The organism is Apilactobacillus sp. EABW-1NA, assembly GCF_030398685.1.
GTDB classification, from domain to species: domain Bacteria; phylum Bacillota; class Bacilli; order Lactobacillales; family Lactobacillaceae; genus Apilactobacillus; species Apilactobacillus waqarii.
Genome location: NZ_JAPDKO010000001.1, coordinates 46,791 through 72,026, shown reverse-complemented (window position 1 = coordinate 72,026; position 25,236 = coordinate 46,791). Strand labels below are relative to the sequence as shown.

The 25,236-nt window shown below is 39.6% G+C and carries 1 protein-coding gene; it reads left to right on the top strand.

Features of this window, described 5'->3' with window-relative positions; translation table 11 throughout:
* Positions 1-81 precede the first annotated feature (81 nt).
* Entirely contained in the window at positions 82-25,110 is a 25,029-nt protein-coding gene (locus OEZ61_RS00120) for a DUF5776 domain-containing protein (RefSeq protein ID WP_290046498.1), read from the top strand.
* Positions 25,111-25,236 lie beyond the last annotated feature (126 nt).

Genomic DNA, 25,236 nt, shown 5'->3' with positions numbered 1-25,236 from the left:
GTAGAATAATGTTAAATTAAGATTATAGTAATTAGACACTTTGTATAGTTATATAAAATCGTGACAAAAGGGGCGATATGTATGCAATATAACAAAAATCAATTCATAAAATCTAACGATAAAAAGATCATGAAAAAGGTAAAGAAACAATGGGTAGTAGTATCTATTGCGACTTTGTCTGTTTTGGGTGCATCAGCATATGGCATGAATAGTATTTCTGCTAAAGCTGATGACAATACACAACAAGTGGTGCAATCACCTAATAACATTTCTAATGATTCAGGGGATAAGTCTACCCAAAATAAGGATAATTCTAATAATGATCAACAATCTGATGATAATCAATTAAGTTACCGTGATGGAGATAATTCATCATCAAGTAATGTTGATAATACTGATAACTCAGCACAATTTAGCCAACAAATTAATCAAGGTGCTAATGATGCATACAATAAAAAGGGCGATAATTCAATTAATTATAGTGGCCAAGCAAAAGATTATTACCAAGCTGGATATGCTGGGGCTATTAGCGCAATGAATGCATACAACACCGATACTAAGGGTCAAGGTACAGGTACGCAAGATACAACATACTATGGTAATACACCAAATAAACCACAGGGTTACACTGGTAACACCTCAGATGGTGCTAAAGGTGACAGTGGTGGTGTTAACAATACTACTAATCAGGATACTGGATCTGGCAATAATACATCATCTACCAATTTACCAACTGATGGAACTCCCATTAACTATGGAACCCCAAGTAATCCTAACCAGGGTGGTGCAGATGATACCAAGTCAGGATATGCTTCTTCTCAAAAGTATCAAGACACTCTTTTGGGTAGATTAAATAGTGTTAACAACCATAGTGTGCAATTTACTAATGGATTTACTATTAATGTTCCAACCGCTAACGATGTTTTAATTACCAATGACAGGAACAAGTACGACCAAAAAGCAGGATTAGCTACTGCTTTTGATCAAGGGGTGAACTACGCTTTAACCCAACAAGGTTATGCTGATGCTGAGGCCGGTAAGTGGACTGGTGTCAGAGGAGATGGGACTACTACGTCATATGACTTCTATGATAATGGTAGTACGGATTTACACACATCTAAAAATCCATATGACTTGGCATATATTGGTGCTAAGGATGCTATTAATGCACAATATGATGGCAGTAATAACTACCTAAAGAATAACTTGCCAAAGGCAATCACTTCATCTCAATATGGTTCAGCATATGTAACTGGTTACAATGATGTTGTTTCAAACATTAACCAAGGAGTAGCTTATGTTACTAATTCAAACCAATTTATTGCGGTAATGACAAATGGAAAAGCTAGTTATTCATCTGGTGGTAGTACTCCTGGAAACGTTACTACCGTTAAATTAGCTGCCGATGTTGATTTTACGGGTGCTCCATTCGTAGGTGAATCTAATAACATTTACACAGGTAATAACGGTCCATTCACTGTTGACGGTCAATTCCATATGTTGGATATGCATGGTGTTAGTTATAAAATCACTAACGCAAGCCAAATTAATTTACAAAACTTCCAAGCATTGTATGGATATAATTTCTATGGGCCTTTTGCCCCTGTAAATAGTTCTCAAACGCTTCACTATAAGAACTTAAATTATATTGGGTCTCAATTATTAAGTGCTACTAGCAATGACACATATTTTGCTGGTAATGTTAACGTGCTAGTACCACAAGATTTAGTGACTCCAACTTATTATTCGCCTTTTACAGGATCTAATGGTGTAGCAGTAGAAGGTGGCGGAAATCAAGAAAACCTTGAAATTAACAACTTTATCCTCGAACCAAATGCTAACTATTTCGGTACTGTTGCAAGATCAATTGGTGCTACTATAATTAACGCAAACGGGAACGTTACCTTAGGACAAGGTTCTAAGATGACTTTAATTCCACGAGGCCAAAATAATGGTAATAGTACTTTTGATGGTGGAGACTGGGGTATCTATTTCTCCGGTGGAGGTCAATTAAATGTTAATAAAGATGCCACTTTGAATATTATTCCAAGTTATTCACAATATGGTGGTAGTAATTTCGCCGGTGGGGGTATCTCAACAGCTGCACCTACAACAATTAATGTTAATGGTGGTGCCATTAATTATATTGTTGATTCCATGCAACCAAACATCTATAACCAAGTACTTGATTTTAAGTCTCGTACAGTAGTTAATGTCTTAAATGGTGGATTAATCCAAATTAAGTTAACTAATAACCCTGGTCAAGCACCTTCGTACAACGGTATTATCAACTTTGCTGCTGGTGGAGGAATGAATGTTGGAAACCGTGGTAATTTAATCGTTGAAACCGATAGTACTGGTCAAAAAATGACACCATTCTTTGGTACTCTAAACATCAATAACGTTGGTGCGAGTCATGTTGTTTTAGCAAAGAACCCTAATACAGGTTCATTTAGTAATAACGCAATTAGTGCATATACAGTTTCTGTAGATAATAAATTATTCTATTATTTCAACTTACCTTCTGGTTCTACTAACTATACAGGTATTGATAGCACTGGTAAAAGTGTCTCTGGAAAAATTACAGACCCTAATAGACTTGAAATTGGGGATGTTCCCTCAGTTTCGTTTGTTGGTCCTATTAGTAAAACCATTAATAGTGATGGAACTGGCACGGTGACCGCTTACGCTAAAGTTGCAAAATATGACCCATCAAATGGTCCAATCTATGTTGGTGTCTACACTGGCTTTAGTTCTTCGGTTGTAACAGTACCAAATAGAATGCTTAATAATCCAAGTAGTGGATCTACCATTACTAATGGTAATGCTCCTGCTGATCCAAATAGTTATTCAGATACTAAGGCACTACCTTCTAATTATCAAGATGGACAAGTTGTTCCTATTACATTTACTATTCCTAAATCATTGGTAAATAATCCATTTACTGGAATTAGACTTACTTATGGAATTAGTACTGTTACACAAACCACCGATGGTAAGACCTATACAAATGTTACCGAAGGGTATAACAAGGGATCTAACGGTAAAGTTCAATATGATAGTAATGGAACTATGCAAACCGACCAAGGTAGTGTGGCTCAAATGAATCAAGGTATTGTTGATGGAATAAACGATTCTATCAATGGAAATGGAAACGCTAAGGCAGCACAAAACTTTAACGTACAGACCAGCCCTGACTACTTAGGTGGATATGATAGTGCTGTAGCTGGCTACAAGGCTTTTGATTCATCTAATCCAGATGCAGACTATACTCAATTAGATAGTTATAATAACTCATCTAATCCAGCAGCGTTCATTAGAGGATATCAAGAAGCTTCGTATCGTGCTGGCCTTAACGATTCAAGAAATCAAAAAGATTTTTCTAAATATACTAATGCTAGCTATCAACAAGGAGCTACTGATTACATTTTTACACTTTCTGGACAAAATAAAAAAACATCTTTTGATCCTAAAAAAGATTTGAATTTAGATGGATTTCCTGCTATCGGTATTCAAATTGGTCTTGCTGATAAAAATGCTATTGAGGCATTTAAGAAAGATGAAAAAGCTGGTACTTCCTTTACTATCGGTAGTTTTAACGGTGATGGGTGGAACAGTATTAAAAATGATCCGAATGCAGCTGCTGCATATCTATCAGCTGTAATTGGTTTTAATAATGCTATTAATATGCCTGATTCTACTGCTGATAATCCGGATGCTAATTCTAATCGTCCAGAGACTAATGGTTTCCTAATCGGTAAATCATTAGTTAATGGTGCTAAGTCTAAGACTTTACCACCATTGCAACCATCATCTGACATTCCAATTCCTCCAGCAGGAATTGCAGGATATTACTCAGCACAAGCAGGTTTTGCTGCCGTTCATGCTGCGGTGGATGCTGTATCTGGTAAAGATGTTACCAAGATTAAGGAATCCCAATATAGTGATCCAAGTCAATTGAGTGGAACTACTCAAAAGAACCCGGATGGGTCTAATATTGACCAAATGGTTTATAAACAAGCTAAGTATGGTGCATATCAAGCACTTTTAGGTAAACCAGAAACGGGTCTGAACCAACTTCAGTTGGCCGGTTATGTTAATACGATAGGACCAATTGCAAGTGCCAACGGAATTAGTGATTTTAAGAATGGCTTACCACAAGCATATGCACAGAATGATAATTCTATTCGTGCAACTGCATACCGCAATGCATATAACCAAGCGCAATCTGCATTTATTAAAGGGCAACAAGATGGTCTTGCTGCTGTTTTAGCGAACGTTAATGTCAGTCATACTGCCAGTGATAGTGCCGCTAATCAAAGTGGAGAAGCTAGTTCATATAAGATTGGTTATCAAGCAGCAGTGGATGGATATAAAGATGGTTCCACAGGAACCAAACCATCAACAACTAATAATGACAACAGCCAACCAGCCAGTTACAATTCTGGCTATCAATACGGTATGAATGAAGGACGTCGTACAGCTGGTGCCAATGACTATGTAGCTAAGTCAATTAATTCTAGTATGCAAACTAGTGATGCTAAGTACGCTGATGGTATTGCAGCAGCTGCACATGGTTTCAATGATGCATACAACCAAGCACAAGTTATACAAAATCCAACTACGACAAGTACTGATCACTCATACGTAATTGGTTTTAATGCTGGTCTTCAAAAATATGCAGCAGACGTTCAGGCTCAAAAGGATGCTCAAGGATACATTGATGGTGCTAATGCATTTATTAATAATCAACAACTAACGGTTCCGGCTGGACAAACAGCTGCTTATCAAAATAATTACTCAACAGGATTTCAATCTGCTCAGGTGGGATTAGCGCTTGCATTAAATAATTTAGGTAGTAGTAATCAAGATTTAGATATTGAAGATTATGGTAACTATACGGCTGACGTATCTGGTGCGACAGCCATTGGTTACTATGCATTTAATGCTCCTAATACAGGTGCAAAACAAGCCTTTTTAGTCCTAGATGCACAAGGGCAAAATATTTCTTCACAAAATAATCCAACAGTTGCATATGGAACTGCCGTAGATGCCTTCTACGGTTCTTTAGCAAACCTTCAACAAGCCACTTATAATGCTACAAATGATACAACTGCGCCACTTTATATAGCACTACGTCAATTTATTGATAATCGTGGTAGCAAAGAATATTCAGACGGATACAATGCTTACCTTAAAGGAAATGCTACACCAACTAATGGATTTGGAATTGCTGGATACAATGATGCCAGTGATGGTTTCAATCAAAAATCTGCACAAAATGGTGCTAACGTTAACTCAGCTGGTTACAAGGCTGGTTTGACTCAATACCAAAACTTCCAAGCAGGGGTTAATGCAGCCAATTCTGATGCAAGTACAGAACCATCAAACGTTAAAAATAGCCAAGATGCTGATGATGCATTTAATGCGACTATTCAAGGATACAGTGACGGTGCATACAACCCTAAGTCACAACAACAAACTACTACTCTTACTAATAAGAGCAAGATTTATAAACTGGCCTACAACCAAGCATTAACCATTGGTCAACAACTTGGTAACCAAGCCTATAATGACTTAGTTTATGGCAAAGTTACTGCGTCAACCACGCCACAAGATAAAGGTGGGAAAACCTTAGTATACTATGCTGTTATTAACGCCATTATTCAAGGTTTCAACGATGGTCTTGGAGGAACAGATAAGAATTATTCTCCTCAATATGAAAATGGTTATCAATTAGGTCAGATCACTTACCAATCAGCGATTAACACAGCTGCTAGTCTTTCAACAGCTTCCCGTGTTAACAATGATAAAAATTTACCAACTAACACTTATGCCTCTAACGATGCAAATAATGCTGTTATTGATGCATATAACGATATGTTACGTGGAACAGGCCAAAACCAAAGTGATTTGGATAAAGATAGTCTTGTCTATAACACCTTCTACAATATATTGTTTAGCCAACTACAAACTGAATATAACAATGGTCAAAATGATTTCAATAATCAGACCACTTATACTGGTAGTTTTAAATATGATCATACTCCAGCATATAGTGAAGGTTATTTGAATCGCGCAATGGGATTCCAAGCTGGGATTACAGGAGCTACTTCAGATACAGACATGACCAATTACAAGAACCAAGGTTTTATTACTAATGGTCCTGCATTCCAAGCTGGTCTAGCAGTTGGTAGTGCTCAAGCGAAAACTTTCCAAAATGCTAATAATCAATCATCTCCTGCAAACACAGCAAGTGACGATGTTACACAGGCCGTTTTCGATGCCTTTAACGATGTTAAGAGTAGTGGTGTAACTAAGGAACCAGCTGGTGACAAATCTAGCTTGTACAAGAAGACATACTACATTGCGGCGCAAGACGCAGTAACTTCTTATACCAACGGAGCAGTTGGATACGTTAATGGAACGGCTAGAACAGACACTAACAATCCTAATAACCTTGATGGATTTGCCTTTGCTAATGGTTGGGACAAAGCAAGATTAGGTCTATTAACTGCATTTAAATCTAGTAACGCTAAGCCAAGCGAAAATGCACAAAGTACAGGATATATATATGGTCAAAGCATATACGCGGGAGTAATGTCCTCAAGTGAACCTTCTGATAAATCAACTAATATTTATAAAGGATATGTTGCTGCACAAGCGGCGTTGGTTCAAGCTAAAAAGGATTTTGATGACTCAACGCAGGTAGATATTAATAACCTAACAATTCCTGCTGGTTATGATAATGGTCAAACAGAAGCATATAAAGCTGTATATCAAGGTGCTTACTATCAATACAAACAACAACCTATTCCAACTAATCTAGATAATGATTTAAGTGAAAATGCTTATAAACTTTCAAGAGAAAGTAATCAAAGTAATATTGGTGCAAATGACTTTGTCAATGGTAAGGCTCAACAAAGTGATAACAGCGAATATGTGGACGGTTATAACATTGCTAAGGCTGGTTACAAGGATGGTTTGATTAATGGAACTAGTCAACAAGTGCAAATGGAAAGTGGAAAGTCTAATGCATATAAGACTGGATACACAGCAGGAGCTAATAACCATGATAGTTATGTCAAAGCAGTAAATGATGAAAACTCCGATGGAAGTCAAACTTATGCTGGTGCTAAACAAGCATTAGATGATTACAATGCGGCAACAAGTGATGCTGCTAAAAATGCCATCGCTGATAAACAAATTGGTAGTGGAATTAACGCTGAGTACGCTAATGCATACAACACTGCATTAGGTCAAGCTCGAAGCAGCGCCACACAAGGTGCTAATGATTTTGTTAGTTCACAAGGCCATGCAACCCTTGCATTTAAAGAGACACAAAAGATATATGATCAAGCATACAAGGACGCTCAAATTGGTTTCCAAGCAGGATTGACTAATCCAAATGCTGTTGGTGCTAATGCCAGTCAAACAGTAGGGATTCAAGCTGCCCAAACTTATGCAGCGGGTTATCAACAAGCAGTAGCAGATGCTAAAAATAACACATTGAATCCATCTGCTCACCCTGAATTAGTAGGTTATAAGGACACAATTCAGGCGATTATTGATGCTAATAAGAATCAAGTAAACAAGCAAAGCACATCACCAATTTATGCAATTGTTGCTTCTCAACAATTGGGGATTAATGATGCCTTGGCACAATTGAGTCAATCAGCATCTAATGCTAAAAAATTAGGACCAACTGATGCCGTTAATAATGGACAATCTATCAGTGATAGTTCCTACAAGACGGGATACAACGCTGTATTAGATGGATACCTTGATGGTAAGTCAAGTACACAAGGTTCTAACACAAACTTTAACGCATCTTCAGAAAACAGTAATCCAGCATATAAATCTGGATACGCACAAGGTAACGTAATTGGTAGAAGAGAAATTGGTGCTACTGATTTCTTAAATGGGATGCCAATGGGCGCTAGCGATAATAATTACGAAGATGGATATGGTGACGCTCAAACTGGATATGCTGATGGAATTAGTGGATTAACAAACGCTAATATTTCGAAAGAATACAATCGTGGTTATGAAGTGGGTCAACAAGCTAAAGCTGATTATCAAGCAGCAGAAGCCAAAGCATCCCCAAGCGCCAGTGATTCTAATTCTGACACTTATAAAGGTGTTGCTGATGCAATCGCTTCAGTAAAACAAAATGGTAGTGTCTCAACACTAATTGCAGTCGATTCCACTCATACAGCCGCATACGTTATGGCTTATAACAAGGCGGTAGAAGATGCTAATGCTGCTAGTGAAGCTGGTTTATCAGACTTTAAAGCTGGATTAGTCGCTAACCCAAATAGTCAATCAACAGTCGCTAATCAAGCAGTATATGACCAAGCATATAACGATGCCACCGCTGGATTTAAGCAAGGACTAAGTGCTAATCCTTCATCAGAACCTACTAATCAAAACGCTAAGGCCGGGTATGATATGGCTAAAGCGGTGCAAAAAGGTTACCAAGATGCGATGAATGACTTCTTAGCCGGCAAGAGAGATATAAATGCCAATACCGAAGCTGGATATCAGGATACAATGGGCGCATTAGTCGATGCTCAGACTAATACAAGAAACGTAACTAATACGTCACCACTTTATGCTGTTACTTATTCACAAGAAGTAGGTGCTAATGATGGGATTAACGCTGTTAAGCAAGATCCAAATACTTCTAGTGATACATCTGTTCCTGCTTCACGTCAAAATAGTGTTAATTCCAATGCTTACCAATCTGGTTATAAAGGTGCCGTTGATGGTTATAAGGATGGTGCTGCAAGCACTAAAGGTGATTCAACTAACAAGAATGCTAACCAATCTACAGAAGGAAACAATGCAGTTTACCAAAATGCATATAACCAAGGAAATGCTTCAGGTCGGCAACAAGCAGGTGCTAATGACTACACCAAGGGAACTGTTGATCAACAAGTCAAAAAAGATGATAACAACTATGCAACGGGTGTAAACACAGCTGCTAGTGGTTTCTCTGATGGTAAACAAGCTGGTCAAACTTCTAGTACGGTTAAGCCAACTAATACTGATAAGCCTTATGTAACAGGATTTAATCAAGGGGTTGCAACTGCTAGTGGTTCAAATGCGGCAGTTCAACCTGGTAACAAGGATGACTCAGGACTAACTGGCGATGCTAAAAACGCTTATTACGGTACCAAAGATGGATACCTACAAGGTGCTAATGCTGGTAATACAATAACTAATAAGCCTTCTGATAATAAGGGAGCAGATACCCAATCTAATTCTTACACAACGGCTCAACGAGATGCTTACAATGATGCGGTTGCTAAAGCAAACTTAGGTGCACAAAATGCATTTAGTGGTAACAAGCCAGCTGCATACTCAACTTGGAACCCTGAACAACAAATGGCTTACGACACTGGTGTTCAAAATGCCCAAAACGGTTACAATGAAGCCCAAGATAATATCAACGCAACTAGTCCAAGCAATAATGGGACTAATATGCTTAACACCTTTAATGGTGCAAAAGCTGGTTTTGCAGATGGGACTATTGGTGCCATTCGTAATATTGCTAATCAACCAGCTGAATATCAAGCTTCATACAATAAGGCTAGAGCAGCTGCAATTTTAGCCGCACAACAAGGTGTTGCTGACTTTGCTTCTGATAGTGGAAACAAGCAACAAGGTTCAACTGATGCTTTAGGTAATGCTGAAAGTCATGGATACCAAACAGCATCTCAAGGTTACAGTGATGAAGATAGTGGATCAACAACTTCTAACAACGATCCTTCATACATTGCAGGAATTAAGTTATCTACCGATAAAGCTCAAGGTGTAAACGACGCTATTAATTCACCAAACCAAGGTAGTTCTTATAATGGTAGAGATGCTGCTCAAAAAGCTGCATATGCTGCCACTGTTAGTGGTTACAAAGATGGTGCAAATGCGGTAAATGATAATAGTCAACCAACAGATTCAACTCAAGCCAAAGTCTACGCAGATGCATATAGAGATGCATACAAACAAGGTAGATTGCAATCAAGTCTGGGTGCTAGATCTTACACTCGTAACAGACCAATGAATTCAGATGATGCATTGAGTGCTGAAGCACAACAAATTGGTTACAACAAAGCGCAAGATGGATTTAGCGATGGACTAAAGGGTCAAACTAATAGTGATAATCCATCTTACGTAACTGGTAATGATGCTGCCAAATCAGCTCAAACTGGTTTATCAGAAGCAGAAGCCGGTAACAAGAATTCACAAAATTCAGTTGCTGATACCGCATCATATGCAGATGCTCAAACTGCTTACAATGACGCAAGCACAGCTCTTGCAAGTAACCCAGATGATGTTTCTGTTAGTCAAACTAACAACACTCCAGCTTACCAATACGCATACAACCAAGCTAAGCAAGATCTAAACGCTCAATACAACGCTGGTAAGCAACAATTCTTGAACAAGTACGCATTAGGTACATCTAAGGCTGATACAAGTTCTGCTAAGTCAAACCAAGGAATTAATGCAATTAATCAAGGTTTCAATGAAGCTGTTAAAGGTTTCAAAGATGGCATGAATGGGGCAAATACTCCGACATTATCAACAAGTGCTGCCGCTGCAGGATTTGCTGAAGGACAACAAGCTCTAAATGCTGTTAATGAAGTAACTGGTGGCCAAACTACTCCAGATTCTGGTAATAATGATTCAGCATATCAAAAAGCATTTGCTGCAGCTGTTGCTGCAAAGACTGCATTTGATATGAACCCAGACATCCTAAGTATGGTTCCATCAACTGATGCTAACGCAAACAACCCAGTATATTCACAAGCATACAGTGCAACTGTTTACACACTTTCAACAGCTTACTCAAATGGGGTACAACAACTTCTAAGTGGTCAACCACTTCCAGCTAACTCCTCAACTGAATACACTGCAGGTTTCAACGATGCCAACAATGGTTTCGATAACGCATTAAATGGTCCTAACTATCCAGATACTAATGCATATGGATACGTTACTTCCGGTGCTCAACAAGGTCTAGCAGTAGGTCAAAGAGCATTGTCTGGTTACAACGCCGCAATGCAAAACAACACCACACCAACAGCAGATTCAGTTCAAAATGACGCTAACAGTGGTGCTACTGCCGGATATAAGGATGCAATTTCAGGTTCTAAGCAAACTGATGCACAATTAGCACAAACTAGTTTGGCATACAGAAAGTCATACGCTAAGGCTTACGATGACGTTAAGAATGCTGTTCTAACAGGTTCAACTAACTTCGTAAGAGGACAAACTCCTGATAAGTCAAACAGTCAATACTCCAAGATCATGGAAGGATATAACTATGCTTCCCAAGGTTTTGAATACGCTAAGAGTCATCAAAGCAAGGACACAACCGGTTTAACAGATGATCAAAAGAACAACTCTTCATACATGAGAGGGTTCTATGCTTATGTTGACGCTGTAATTGGTTACAACGATGCACAAAATGCAACATCAGATACTGCTCCATACAACGCTGCCTACAAGGAACAACAACGTGGTTACGAAGGGGCAATTGATGGTTACAGAGATGGTAAGAACGGAACTGCTCAATACACTAACAATGAAGTCTTCCCATCCTCACGTGTTGCATACGACCTTGCGTACCAAGATGCCAAAGCTAAGGCAACTCAAGGTGCAATTGATGCAATGTCAACCAATCCAACAACTGATACTTCTCAATTCAAAGCAAAACAATTAGATGCATATCAAACAGGTAAGAACAATGCGGTTACTGGATATAACCAAGCTAAGTCAGACCTATCCGTTTCAAATACAAACCCATACAGTGCTGGAACCGACTCATACAACACCTTCAACGGTGCTCACGATGGTTTCGTAGCCGGAATCAGTGGAAATGCTACACCAGAATCAACCAATTCAGTCTACACAGCCGCTTACAACAAGGCTCAATCAGAAGCTAGTGCCAATGTGACAAATGGTGTGGCGGACTTCGCAAAGAATGCTGACGATACCAGCAAGCAAAGTCAAACTGACGCTACTAACCAAGCAATATACACTGGTTACAACAACGCTAGTGAAGGTTATGATGCACAAATTAGTGGAACTGCTGATAGCACTAACACCAACGTCGCATACGTTGCTGGTGTTCAAATGGCAGTCGACAGAGCTAACGGTATTGCTGCAGCAATCGCAAATCCTAATGCAACTGCATCAGGATCAGCCGCTGAAGTTGCCGCATTTAACGCAACTATCGCAGGATACAAGGATGTTATTAACGGTACAACTACTGGCCAAACTCCAGATTCCAACGATACAGCTCAAACTAAGGTTTACTTGGATTCATACGGTCAAGCTCAATCAACTGCTTTAACTAGTGCTTCAAACGGTGCGCAAGCATTCGTTCAAAACACTGGTAAACCAGCAAGTGGTAGTGACTACAATTCAATCGCTACACTAGCCGGTTACAACCAAGCTAAGAGTGGTCATGATGACTTTGTCGCAAACAAGGCAGCTCAATCATCAACCGCTGCTTACATGACTGGTTACAATGCTGCCAAGTCAGCAGCTAGTGGTTTAGCCGATGCACAAAACGCAACTAACAGTGGTCAAGGGGACGCAATAGACGTAACTGCATATGGGGATGCTCAAACAGCTTATATTGATGCATTCAACTATGTAACTGCTCACCCACAAGATACTGCAGCTCAATCATTTGCTAACAAGTCAACTGCATACAACGATTCATACAATGCAGCTAAGACATACCTACAAGGTCAATATGTTGCAGGCCAAGACCAATTTGTAAATCAATACGCAAATGGTAATGGTTCTGCTAGTCTAAATGGTGTGGCATCAACTCAAGCCCAAGCACTGGTTAACCAAGGATTTAATGACATGTTAAGTGGATATAACGAATCCATTAATGGAAATAATCTAAACGGTACTGCTAGTTCATCAGATAACCCAGTCCAACAAGCTGGATTTGCTGAAGGGCAATTAGTATTGAAAGCAGCAAATCAAGTTGCTAACGGTAATACAACAGGTGATCAGAATAGCGATGCAATTTATCAAAAAGCATTAGCTGCAGCAAATGCGGCTAAAATAGCTTTTGATGCTAATCCTGATGTATCAGATGTCGTTGTTGCTAGTGACAGTAACGCTTCTGTTGTTCCATATGTTAATGCTTACAAGTCGGCTGTGGATCAAATGAAGTCTAATTATCAATTAGGTGGTTCACAATATCTAAGTGGGCAAAAAGCTTCATCTACTGCACCTAGTGAATTAATCCAAGGCTATAATGATGCTAAGTCAGGATATACCTCTGCAATGAGTGGTTCTCTTATCGCTGCTAATTCCACAAGTGGAGTTCAAAGCGGTTTCAATCAAGGACAGCTTGTTTATGCGGGATATCAAAATGCGATGAATAGTCAAGGAAGCGCAGGAAGTCAAAATCAACATCAAATTGATGGATACGATGGGGCAAATGCTGGTGTTGAAGCTGTAATGACAGCCAGTGGAAGTGTTCAAAATGATGATCAATTAAGAGCAGCCGGTAAGTCGTTTGACTATATTCAAGCTTATGATAAAGCAGTGAATGAAGCTCAAAATTCCAGATCTATCGGTGCTAGTGAATATCTAGCTGGTCAAAGTAAGCCAACTGGAACCACACAAATTGAACAATCTAAAGCAAATGGTTTTACTGATGCAAACAATGGTCATGATGCAGCTGCCAACGGAACTACAAATGATCAATTAACTCCAGCACAAAAGGCTAATAAAGAATTTATGCTTGGATTCAATTCCTACTCAGATAGTATGAGTGGATATAACACCTATGAACAAGGTGGTAATTTAGGTTCCAGTGCAACGCAAGGTCAAAAGGACTCCTTTGACGGTGCAAAAGATGGATATTTGGCTGGCCCTAACGGTGGATCGATTCCTGACATGACAGGGAAATCACCTGCTTATATTGATGCTTATAAGAAGGCGTTTGAAAAAGCTAAAGAAATTGCTAACCAAGGTGCACAAGATGCAATGACTGGTCAAAATAACAGTCAAAGCAATTGGAGTGCCCCACAAAAGGCGGCATATGATGCTGGAAAGAAAAATGCTACAAATGCTTACAGTGCGATTAAGAGTAATGTTAAGGCAGATAATAAATATGCTACATCAACAGATGCCTCTGAAGCTTTTGAGGGTGCTAAAGCTGGATTCAGTGCAGGAACTATTGGTTCTAATGATGACAGTATCTTAAACGGAAAATCAGAAGTCTTTAAAGATGCATATAAAAAGGCTAAAGCTGAAGCTCTTAATGCTGTAAATCAAGGTCAAGCTGATTTCCAAGCTGGAAATATTAACAACGCACCATCTGGTAAGGATGCACTAAGTGTCGCTAGAGCTAATGCTTTCAATCAAATGCAAAAAGGTTTTAATGATGCTAATGCTAACCCTCAAACTATTGATGCTAATAATCATGATGCCTCATATCTAGCTGGAAAGAACATGTCTGACCAAGTAAAACAAGGGATTGCCGATGCTAATACCAATGGTTCAATTACTGACTATGGTAAAGACGGTTCAAAAACACCAGCTCAAGTTGCTGCATACAATGCTGCCGTTAATGGATACTATGCATCAGTTAATGGCTACAAAGATGGTGCTAATGGTGACAAAGAACACAGTAATCCAATTAATCCATCCCAAGCTGCTGCCTATAACTATGTATATCAATTAGCATGGAATAATGGTGGTCGACAAGCTATGACGGGTGCTAATAACTATGAGAATGGTATTGCACGATCAAGTGATGAAGGAATTAAATCACTTGCTCAAAACATTGGTTATGATGATGCCAAACGTGGTCATGATGACTTCTTAAATAATCGTCAACCAACTGGTAATGTTACTCAGGCTTATACTATGGGTCGTGACATGGCCAAGGCTGCTCGAGATGGATTAACAGATGCTATCAATGGTCAAAACAATGCAAGTGCTTCTAGCCAACCAGGTGCATATAATGATGCACAGCAGGCTTATAAGGATGCTGCTAACGCTGTTTCATCCAACCCAGATAATCCGGCAGGACTACCAGCAGGTAAGCCTGTTTCATATCAAGACGTATACAACAAGGCTGTCTCAGCTCTACAAAATCAATACCAAAACGGTGCTAACCAATTTGGTTCTCAATACTCCAATGGTAATAGTACAGCTGATGAAACTTCAGTAAATTCAGATCAAGACAAACAACTATTGCAACAAGGATTTGACGAAGCTAAAGCTGGTTATCAAGAAGCCATTAAATCAGCTACAAATCCAGATGGTACTTTGAACCTTAACGTTCAACCAAGTGCTAATGATAGTAGTGCAAAGAAGATTGGATTTAATCAAGCAATAACAGCGTTGACCGCGGCACAAAATGTTGCTAATGGTGAAATTCAACAATCACAAACTGGTCCAATGTATAATACAGCGTTTGAAGCAGCAATGGCTGCCAAACAAGCATTGCATAACAATCCTGATGCACCTAATACACTTTCACCATCAGATCCTAATAATAATAATCAAGTTTACAAGGATGCTTATAGTGCGGCTATAACACTAATTAAACAACATTATGTCGAAGGATTTAATGATTATATGACTGGTAAGTCTGTACCGACAGGTGACACTCAAGCCGACATTGATGGTTACAACAATGCTAAAGCTGCTTATGCTCAAGCAGTGAATGGTCAATATTTCAGTGGTTTGACTTACCAAGATGCTAAGAGTCAAGAAGCATTTTCTGCAGGACAAAAGGTTGTGAATGGATACAACGATGCTTTCAACAAGCGAAGCGAAGATACCACTAATGATTCAAGCGATGCTTACCAAGCAACCAAGGATGCTTACAATGACGCAAATGCGAATACCAAACGTGATTTAAGCACTTCATCATTAGACTATGTTACTGCTTACAACTACGCTATGAAGATGGCAAAAGATGCAAGAAATGATGGTGCTTCTCAATTCGTATCCCATGGAACTACTGATTTTGGCAGTCAAACATTGGCCAATGATGCTCAAAGCAATGGTGCTGCTGCAGCTGAAAATGGTAAGAATGACGCTAAGAACAATAAGTCAACTAATGATTCAACTGATAGTGCTTATCTAATTGGTTTCAATTCACTTTCAGGTGCTAGTGATGGTTCTGAAGATGCCAAAAATGGTAATGGAATTAAGAGTGCTGATGAACTATCTAAGGATGGCAAGGATCAAAACTACATCAATGCTTACACTGATGGTTATAACGGTACTAAAGCCGGATACATTGATGGCCAAGATGACAAGCAAAAAGCTGACTTGAGTAAACAAAGTCAATCCTACAAGGATGCTTACAACAACGCTTACAATGATGCTAAGTCAATCGCTAACCAGGGTGCATTGAATCAACTTGCTGGAAAGAATAACCCAAGTGGTTACAACACTTTACAACAAGCTGCTTACAATACAGGTCAAACCAATGCTCAAAATGCTTATGCATGGGCACATGACGACGTTAATAACAAGAACAAGTTTATCAATAACTCCGATGCTTCAGACATCTTTAACGGTGCTCAAGCCGGATTCTCTGATGGAAAACTAGGAAATGTTGCTAATGTTACTTCACAAACCGCTGTTTACCAAGCTGCATACAACAACGCTAGAAGCCAAGCGGGAGCTCAAACAGTTCAAGCTATTAAGGACTTCAAAGCAGTTAAGGATACAATTTACAATGCAGACCAAGGTAAAAATGATGCAGAATCAATTGCTTACACTAACGCATATGATCATATCAAGGCTGGTTTCAATGACCAAATCAACCAAAATGCATTAGTTGACACTACTGGTAAGGATTCGTCATACAAGGCTGGTATCCTTATGGCTAAGAATGTTCAACTTGGAATCTCAGATGCTTCTAACAACCCAAGTCGTACAGATTACGTTGGTACTGATACCCAAAAGGCTGCCTACGCAGCAACCCGTGATGGATACCATGACGGTAGTTACAACAGCAATACCACAATGGACTCATCATTAGCTCCACAAAAGTACGCATACGATTATGCTTACAAGTTGGCTAAGGCTAGTGGTTTGAATTCAGCAATTAACGGTGCCAATGTTTACATCCAAGCAGATGCTCAAGTTCCCGCTGTTAGCGCAGATGGCATAGCACAACAAAAAGGTTATAATGATGCGCAATCTGGATATCAAGCATACTTGGATAATCCAAGTGGTAGTCTTGATAATAGTCAAACACAAGCATATAAATTAGGTTATGCTGCCGCTAAAGAATCGAGACAAGGTATTACAACATTTAATGGTTTAACTAGTCCAAATTCGGCAACTACTGATCCAAATACTAGTGCAACGGCTAATGAACAAGATGGTTTCAACGGTACCCGTGATGGTTATTTTGCTGGAATATCACGTTTGCCTAAGCAAGTATTTGATACAAGTTCTAGCCAGTCTCGTGCTTATCAAGATGCATATAATGCATCATATGATGCAGCAAGAAGTAAAGCTCAGTCTGGTGCCATTGATCAATTGAGCGGTGCAAATAATGTACAAACTAGTTGGGTTCAAGCTGATCAAAACGCATATGCTTATGGACAACAAATTGCATCTAAAGCGTACACTGATGCAAATAGCAATCCTAACAACACTAACTACACAATTGTCAATGATGCCAGCGATGCATTTAGTGGTGCGAATGCCGGATTTGCGGATGGTACATTAGGAAACAACAATTATCCAAGTGATACATCTGCTAAACCAGTATACTGGGCAGCTTATAAGAAGGCCCAACAAGCTGCAATTAATGCGGCAATTAAGGGTGTTCAACAATTTGCAGCCGGCAATTCTCAACCTGATAGTTCAGGTCAAAGTGATCAAGTATCTAACGCTGAAAACTATGGATTTAATCAAGCTCAATCTGGATACCAAGACTTCTTTAATGATGGAACAGCTAATAGTACAAATGTTTCATATATGTCAGGATATAAGTTAGCTAATGATCAACAAAATGGTATGAATGATGCTTTATCTTCAAACCCAACATATGATGATTCTAAAGCTCAATACAGTAAGGATGCTTATAAAGCAGCCTTTGATGGAACTAAGAATGGTTTTGTTGATGGGAGTCAAGGTAATACAGCACACATCAATCCTGAAAATTCAGGCCAAAGTTTAATTTATAATTCAACTTATGGACTTGCTATTACTAGCGGTAAGAATTGGTCTCAACAAGGGGTAAGCGGCTTTATTAATGGATCTCCTGATGATCTAAATAATAATGTTCAATCTAATGCATACCATCAAGGTTTTGTTGATGCATCTAATGCTAAACGCGATGCATTTGCCAACTACCCAGGCACTAGTTCCTCTGGAAATACCAATTACCAACAAGTATATGCTGGATACCATGATGCAATTGATGATGTTGTAAATGGTAGAGCACAAAAGCAAATCTCTTCACTAGATATGTATTACCCAGCGTACGTAAATGGTTATAGATATGCTACTAAGTTAGCTACTCAAGGGGCAAAAGACTTCTTGACTACTGGAACACAAAGTAATCAAGCTTCTGCTGCTGAAAATGCGGTATATCAAAAGGGATATCAAGATGCATCCAATGCTTACACAGCTGCGGTAACTGATCCTAACCAAACTGAACTTGCATCATATGTTGCAGGTGGTAACGCTGATAATACATTCAATGGTGCGGCTCTAGCATTCAATGAAATAGCTGTCGGAAGTACTGACTTAGGTACAAATGGCAACACAAATCCAATATTCATCGCTGCTTATAATAAGGCATTGAGTGAGGCTAAAACTTATTCAGATAAAGGTGCGATTGCGTTTGGTAATTTGACTAGACTAAATGATGTAGTTAATACAGTTCATAATCAAATTGCATTTAGTAATGCTTTAGTAAGTGGATATATCACTGCTCAAAGTGCATATGCTGAAGCTCAAGCTAACTTGAATGAAAATCACAGCACTGATAGTACTTATGATCAAACCTATCAGGGTGCTACAGCAGCATTTAAAGCCGTCATTGATGGCAATGAAAGTGACTCGCATGCTAAAGATAACAAATCTGCAGTATTTAGTGCCATTTATGATCGAGCACTTAGTCATGGTATTTCCCAATCTAAGAAGGGTGCCATTGCATTTGCTAAAGACAAGAAACAATCGGATAACGATGCTGCTAACGCAGCAATGTATAACAAGGGATACACCGATGCACAATCAGCTTATGCATCTGCGCAAACTAATCCTAACCAAGCTGCACAACATACTAATAACACTAATGTGGACAATGCATACAACGGTGCCGCTGCAGCATTTAATGATGTAGCAAAAGATACGCCAAATGCTCACCGAGATAATGATAGTGCTGTTTACAAAGCTGTTTATGATAAGGCAATAGTTGAAGCGCAACAAAATGCCCTTGCCGGAGCTAATGCTAGACTAACTGGCGTAAACCTTAATGATGGAATTAAGAACATGAGTACTGCTTCTGCTCAAAACGCTTATACCACCGGTTTCCAGGATGCTGATAAAGGTTATGTAGCTGCTCAAAATGATATGACACAGGCTAATGCTCATGGAACTACAAGTAATGTTGATAGTTCATACCGTGGATCTGCAGCAGCATTTAATGATGTTGTTAATAACACCATTAATGCTGGTAAGAATGCCGACAGTAGTTCGGTATATCAAAACGCTTACAAGATGGCTTTATCTGAAGCGGTTTCTCACGCTAACGATGGTGCTCAAGCCTTCTCTAAAGGCCATGTTTTAACTGATGATTTGAAGAACCTACCAAACGATTCTGCTAAACGAGCATATACTACTGGCTTTAAAGATGCTAAGAATGCTTATGCCGCAGCAACTACTAATCCTACAGATACCACCCATACTAGTCAAAGCAACTTTGACGAAACATTCCGTGGAACTGTTGATGCATATAAAGCTGTAGTAGGTCATAAGTCGTCAGACGCTGGTAAGGCATCTGATAATAATAATGCCTATACTGCTGCATATGATAAGGCATTCGCTGAAGCTACTCAGTTTGCTCAAGCTGGTGCAATTGACTTTGGTAAAAATGTTGATGCAACTCTTGGACGTACACAGTTTGGTAACAATCAATCTGCTAAGACAGCCTACACGACAGGATACAACGACGCAAAGGTAAGTTATGCCAAAGCACAAGCTAACCCAAGTGACCAAGGTAACCACACTAGTCAAAGTAATGCTGATGAAGCATATAAGGGTGCTGCCGCTGCATTTAACGATGTTACTAATAATCAAGCAGGCAAGAATGCGACTGATGGTAATCCAGTTTATGCATCAACATATAGTCGAGCATTAAATGAAGGACAGGCCATCGCAAGTAAGGGTGCTCAAACAGCACCACTAGGAACGGATGCTGTCAACCAAGCATTGGCTATTTACAAGAACAATCCTGCGGCTCAAAAGATGTTTAACACTGGTGTAAGTAATGCTAATGCTGCTTACGCCGCTGCAAGAATTAACCCTAATAATTCAATTGATCATACATCAACAAGTGATTACGATGAAGCTTACAAGGGTGCTGCTGCTGGATTCAATGATGTCGCAAGTGATCAATTCAACAGTCAATTTGCTAACGATACCAATCCTGTTTACCAAAACGCTTACACTAAGGCTGCAAACGAAGCAACTGCTTATGCAACTCAAGGTGCAATCCTAGGTAACACTGGTAAGCAAATATCTGATGGTTGGAATGGTTCAACTGACCAAGCTGTAATCAACGCTGTAACATCTGGTTACAATGATTCTTACACTGGTTACGTTGCGGCTATTCAAGATCCAAGTAAGAACTTCAACCATACTTCAAACAGTAATATCGATAAATCATACAACGGTGCTGCCGCTGCATTTAACGATATTGCCGGAAATAATGGTAAGGCTAGTCGTTCAATTAGTTCGGATACTGTATATACCACTGCATACGACAAGGCATACGCAGTTGGTTTACATTACCAAAACCAAGGTGCTGCGGATGCTGCTAACAATGTCGATGAACAAACTGGTATCAACGCATTGAACGGTTACCAAGGTTTGATTGACGTATATGACCGTGGTTACAAGGATTCTGGCGATGGTTACAAGCTTGCTCAACAAAATAGAAACGACCATGCTAACCACACTTCAGACAGTAATTCCGATGTATCATACAACGGTGCTGCTGCCGGATTCACCGACACAATCAACGGTGAAGTGGGTAAACATCAAAACGATAACCAAACACCAACTTATCAAAACGCATACACTCGTGCCGTTAAGGAAGCCCAAGCACAAATCCATCAAGCAACACTTGATTTCAATAACAACTTGAATAGAGATACTCAAGCTCAACAAATCAGTGCTGGTTCTGACAAGGATGCTTACGTAACTGGTTACAACAACGCTAGTGACGTATACAAGAGCGTCCAAGACTCAGGTGAGAACGATGGTAAACACACATCAGACAGTGTCAACGATGAACAATACCGTGGTGCAATGAATGCATTCACAGATGTCATTAACGGCACTCCTGGAGCAAACGCTTCAACTGATAGTGTGGCTGTTTCTGAAAAGGAAAACACAAGTGACGTCTACACTAGTGCTTACGCTAAGGCTCAAGTCGAAGCCACTCAAGATGCCTTGAATGGTGCAACTAACTTCATTTCACCAAACACCTCTGGTAATACGCCAACAGCTACTGGAAAGTTAAAGGCTTATAACAAGGGTGCGATTGATGCACAAGGTGCTTATGAATTAGCTCAAGACGATAGAACTCAAGGTTCGACTCATTCAACTAATAGTAACTTTGATGTTGTTTACACCAGTGCTATTGCTGGTTTCAATGATGCAATCGATAACCCATTAGCACCTGCTAAAGAAGGAAACGACCTAGCTACATTGGCCTACAATAAGGCATTGGCACAAGCTAAGCAATCAGCACTAAACGGTGTATTGGCATTCAATAACGATAACCATGATGATGCATTTGCTAAGGAAGCTAAGCCAAGTGATAGGGATGCATTCAATATTGGTTACAACCAAGCACAAAGTGGTTTCACTGCTGCTGAAATCAACTACTTGGATGCTGCTCATCACGACACAAACTCCTATTCTGATCAAGTCTACACCAATGCTGCAAAGGCATTTAAGGATGTAAACGACAGAACTGGTCAAGTTAAGGATAATGTCACAAATGATGTTGCGGGTTCTGCTTACAACAAGGCCTTCAACGAAGTATTCAACATCGCAAACAATGGTGCTGATGATTCAGTTAAGGGTGCATCACAATCTACCAACGTTGCTCAATACGCTGGCAAGAAGGCATTAACCGATGCTTACAATGCTGGATACGTTGATGCAACTAAGGCTTACTCAGATGCTGAAAACGACCACAGCAAGGCAAATGACCATACTAGTGATAGTAACTACGACCGTGTCTACCGTGGTGCCGCACTTGGATTTGCTGATATTATCAACCATCAACCTGGTCAAAATGCTAAGGGTGATTCCAATAAGGCGTTCGTTGATGCTTACAGCAGAGCATCACAACAGGCATTTGCACAAGCTCATGATGGTGCTATTGATGCCAATGGTCCAAAGCAAGTTCGTCAATTGAACACCAATGCTGACAAGCAAGCTTACCAAGTTGGTTTCAATGATGCTACAAACGGATACAGTGAAGCTCAAGGTAATCCTGATGACAAAGCCAAAACTAATCAAACAACTAATGCAGGGTTAGCATATGCTGGTGCTGCTGCAGCATTTAACGATGTTGCAGATGGTAAACCAGGTGAACATGGTCAAACAATTGCGGATCTTGTTTACCAAAATGCTTACAACAAGGCATTGCTTGAAGGTAAAGCTAACGCAAATCAAGGAGCAACAGCATTTGGCCAAGGGAACGCACTAAGTGATGATATTAAGCAATTTGCAACTTCTGGTGCTAAGGTTAAGGACTACACCAAGGGTTACAATGATGCCCAAGCTGCATTTGCCGCAGCGCAAAGTGATGCTAGTCAAGCCGACCAACACAGAAGTGGCAGTGATTACGATGAAGTTTACTCCGGTGCTGCAAACGCCTTTAACGACGTTTCAAACCATACAGTTGGTCAACACAGAAATGACTCAAATAATCCTGCATATGTTGCCGCATACGACAAGGCATTAACTTCTGGTCAATCAAACACCCAAGATGGTGCTTTGACATACTTGACTGACAGCCAAGACTACGACAAGAAGATGGATTCATTCTCCACTCAAGCTGAAAAGAACTCATTTGCAACTGGATTTAATGATGCTAAGAAGGGTTATGAATTAGCACAACAAAATCCAATGCTTCAAAGTCATATCGATCAAAATGATCTAGATAACACTTACCGTGGAGCAGCTTCTGCATTTAACGATGTTAAGAATGGCACTGCTGGACAACACGCTAAGACTGAAGATAATCCAATTTACCAAAAGGCATACGATAAGGCATTAACCGAAGCCATGAATTCATTCACCGATGGTGCTAACGAATTTAATGACAACAAGCCAAACTCGGCAAGTGGTGTTGACGCAAACAGTCTAGACCACAATAAGGGTTACCAAGATGCTAAGGAACAATATGAAAAAGTCTTGGTAAACGGTGATGATAACCTACCTGACGATGCAAACCCTGCACAAAAGATTGGTTACCAAAAGGCTAAGTTAGTTGTTGCCGGCATTATCGACGCAACTAGTGGCAACAAGCAACAATCAAATGATCCAAACTATGTATTGGGTTACAATTCTGCTCAAGCTGCATTGCGTGATGGTCAAGCTTTTGCTCAAGCAAACGGTAAGATTGATAATGTAAATGACATTCCTGTTCCTGATGGATTAGATCCAGATGCATATCGTCAAGTATTTGCTGGTGCTTACGAAGGTTACAAGACTGGTGCTGGACTACATCCTAAGAACCCAAGTCAAACTAACCCAGCATTCGTAAATGCATACAATAATGGTTACAACAAGGCAGCAAACGATATTCCAGCCCAAGAAGATTACCTATACAACGGCAAGAAGACTAACTTCAACAGTAGAACCGACAAGAACTCGTATGAACAAGCATACAAGAAAACTGGTGATGGTTTCACTGATGGAATTAAGAATATCGCAATGCAAAATCCTGATTCTGGTTACTACGTAAATGGTTACAAGGCTGCTAAGATTGCACTTGCTGCAATGAAGAAGGCTAAGACTAAGGCACAATTAACCAATGCACAACTAAATGCATTAGGTGGTCAGACCTACGTCAACGCATTTAACGGATACCGTCAAGGTGTTAAGGCAGCTCAAGCAAGTGCTCGTACTCACAAGAAGTTAACTGCTAAGCAATTGGCTGCTAAGGGTCAAGTATTTGCATACACTTACAACCAAGGATTCAAGATTGAAACTGCTCATCAAACTAAGATTGGTAAGAAATACGGAAGTGCTCGCGCAATTAAGCGTAGTCCAATTCCAATGAGTATTACCAAGAACCACTCAGCAGCATATGCTAAGGCATATATTGCAGAGTACAAACGTCAATTCAAGGCTCACATGCCAAGATATATTTACAACGTTAAGACTATCTATACTCACAGAAGAACTAAGTTCTCTCATGGTTCAAGAGTTGTTAAGTACAAGTACTCAAGAAGATATAACGCACATGTCTTTAAGGTTATCGGTATCAAGTACTACAAGAACCGTGTACCAAGATATGTTGTATCCGGTGGTCGTCTAGTAACTGCTGGTCAAATGGTCCAAGATGCATATTACCGTGGTAATACTGCTAAGACCGCTAAGAATAGTAGTAATAAGAAGACTAAGAATAAACCAATGGTATTCCGTGTAATTAAACCTACCGGTGCATTGATCCATACAAGTAAGAAATATACTAAGCACAATGTAATCAGAAGAGTTCGTCAAGGACAGTTGATTCACGTTGTTAAGGTTGTTAAATACTATGGATTAACAAGACTATACCTAGGACACAACAGATACTTTACTTCAAACAAGACCTTTGTTAAGAAGGTAAGATAGTCGAAAAAAGACCTAGCTATTTGCTAGGTCTTTTTTTGTACTTTTGTTTTATCGTTTTTTAAGTTTTCATTAAGGTTGAGTTGGACAGATTAACTAAAACTTATAGTGGTAGTAGAATGAAGTTGT

Coding starts and splice junctions, on each gene's coding strand:
- OEZ61_RS00120 (WP_290046498.1), top strand. CDS start 82: ATGCAATATAACAAAAATCAATTCATAAAATCTAACGATAAAAAGATC.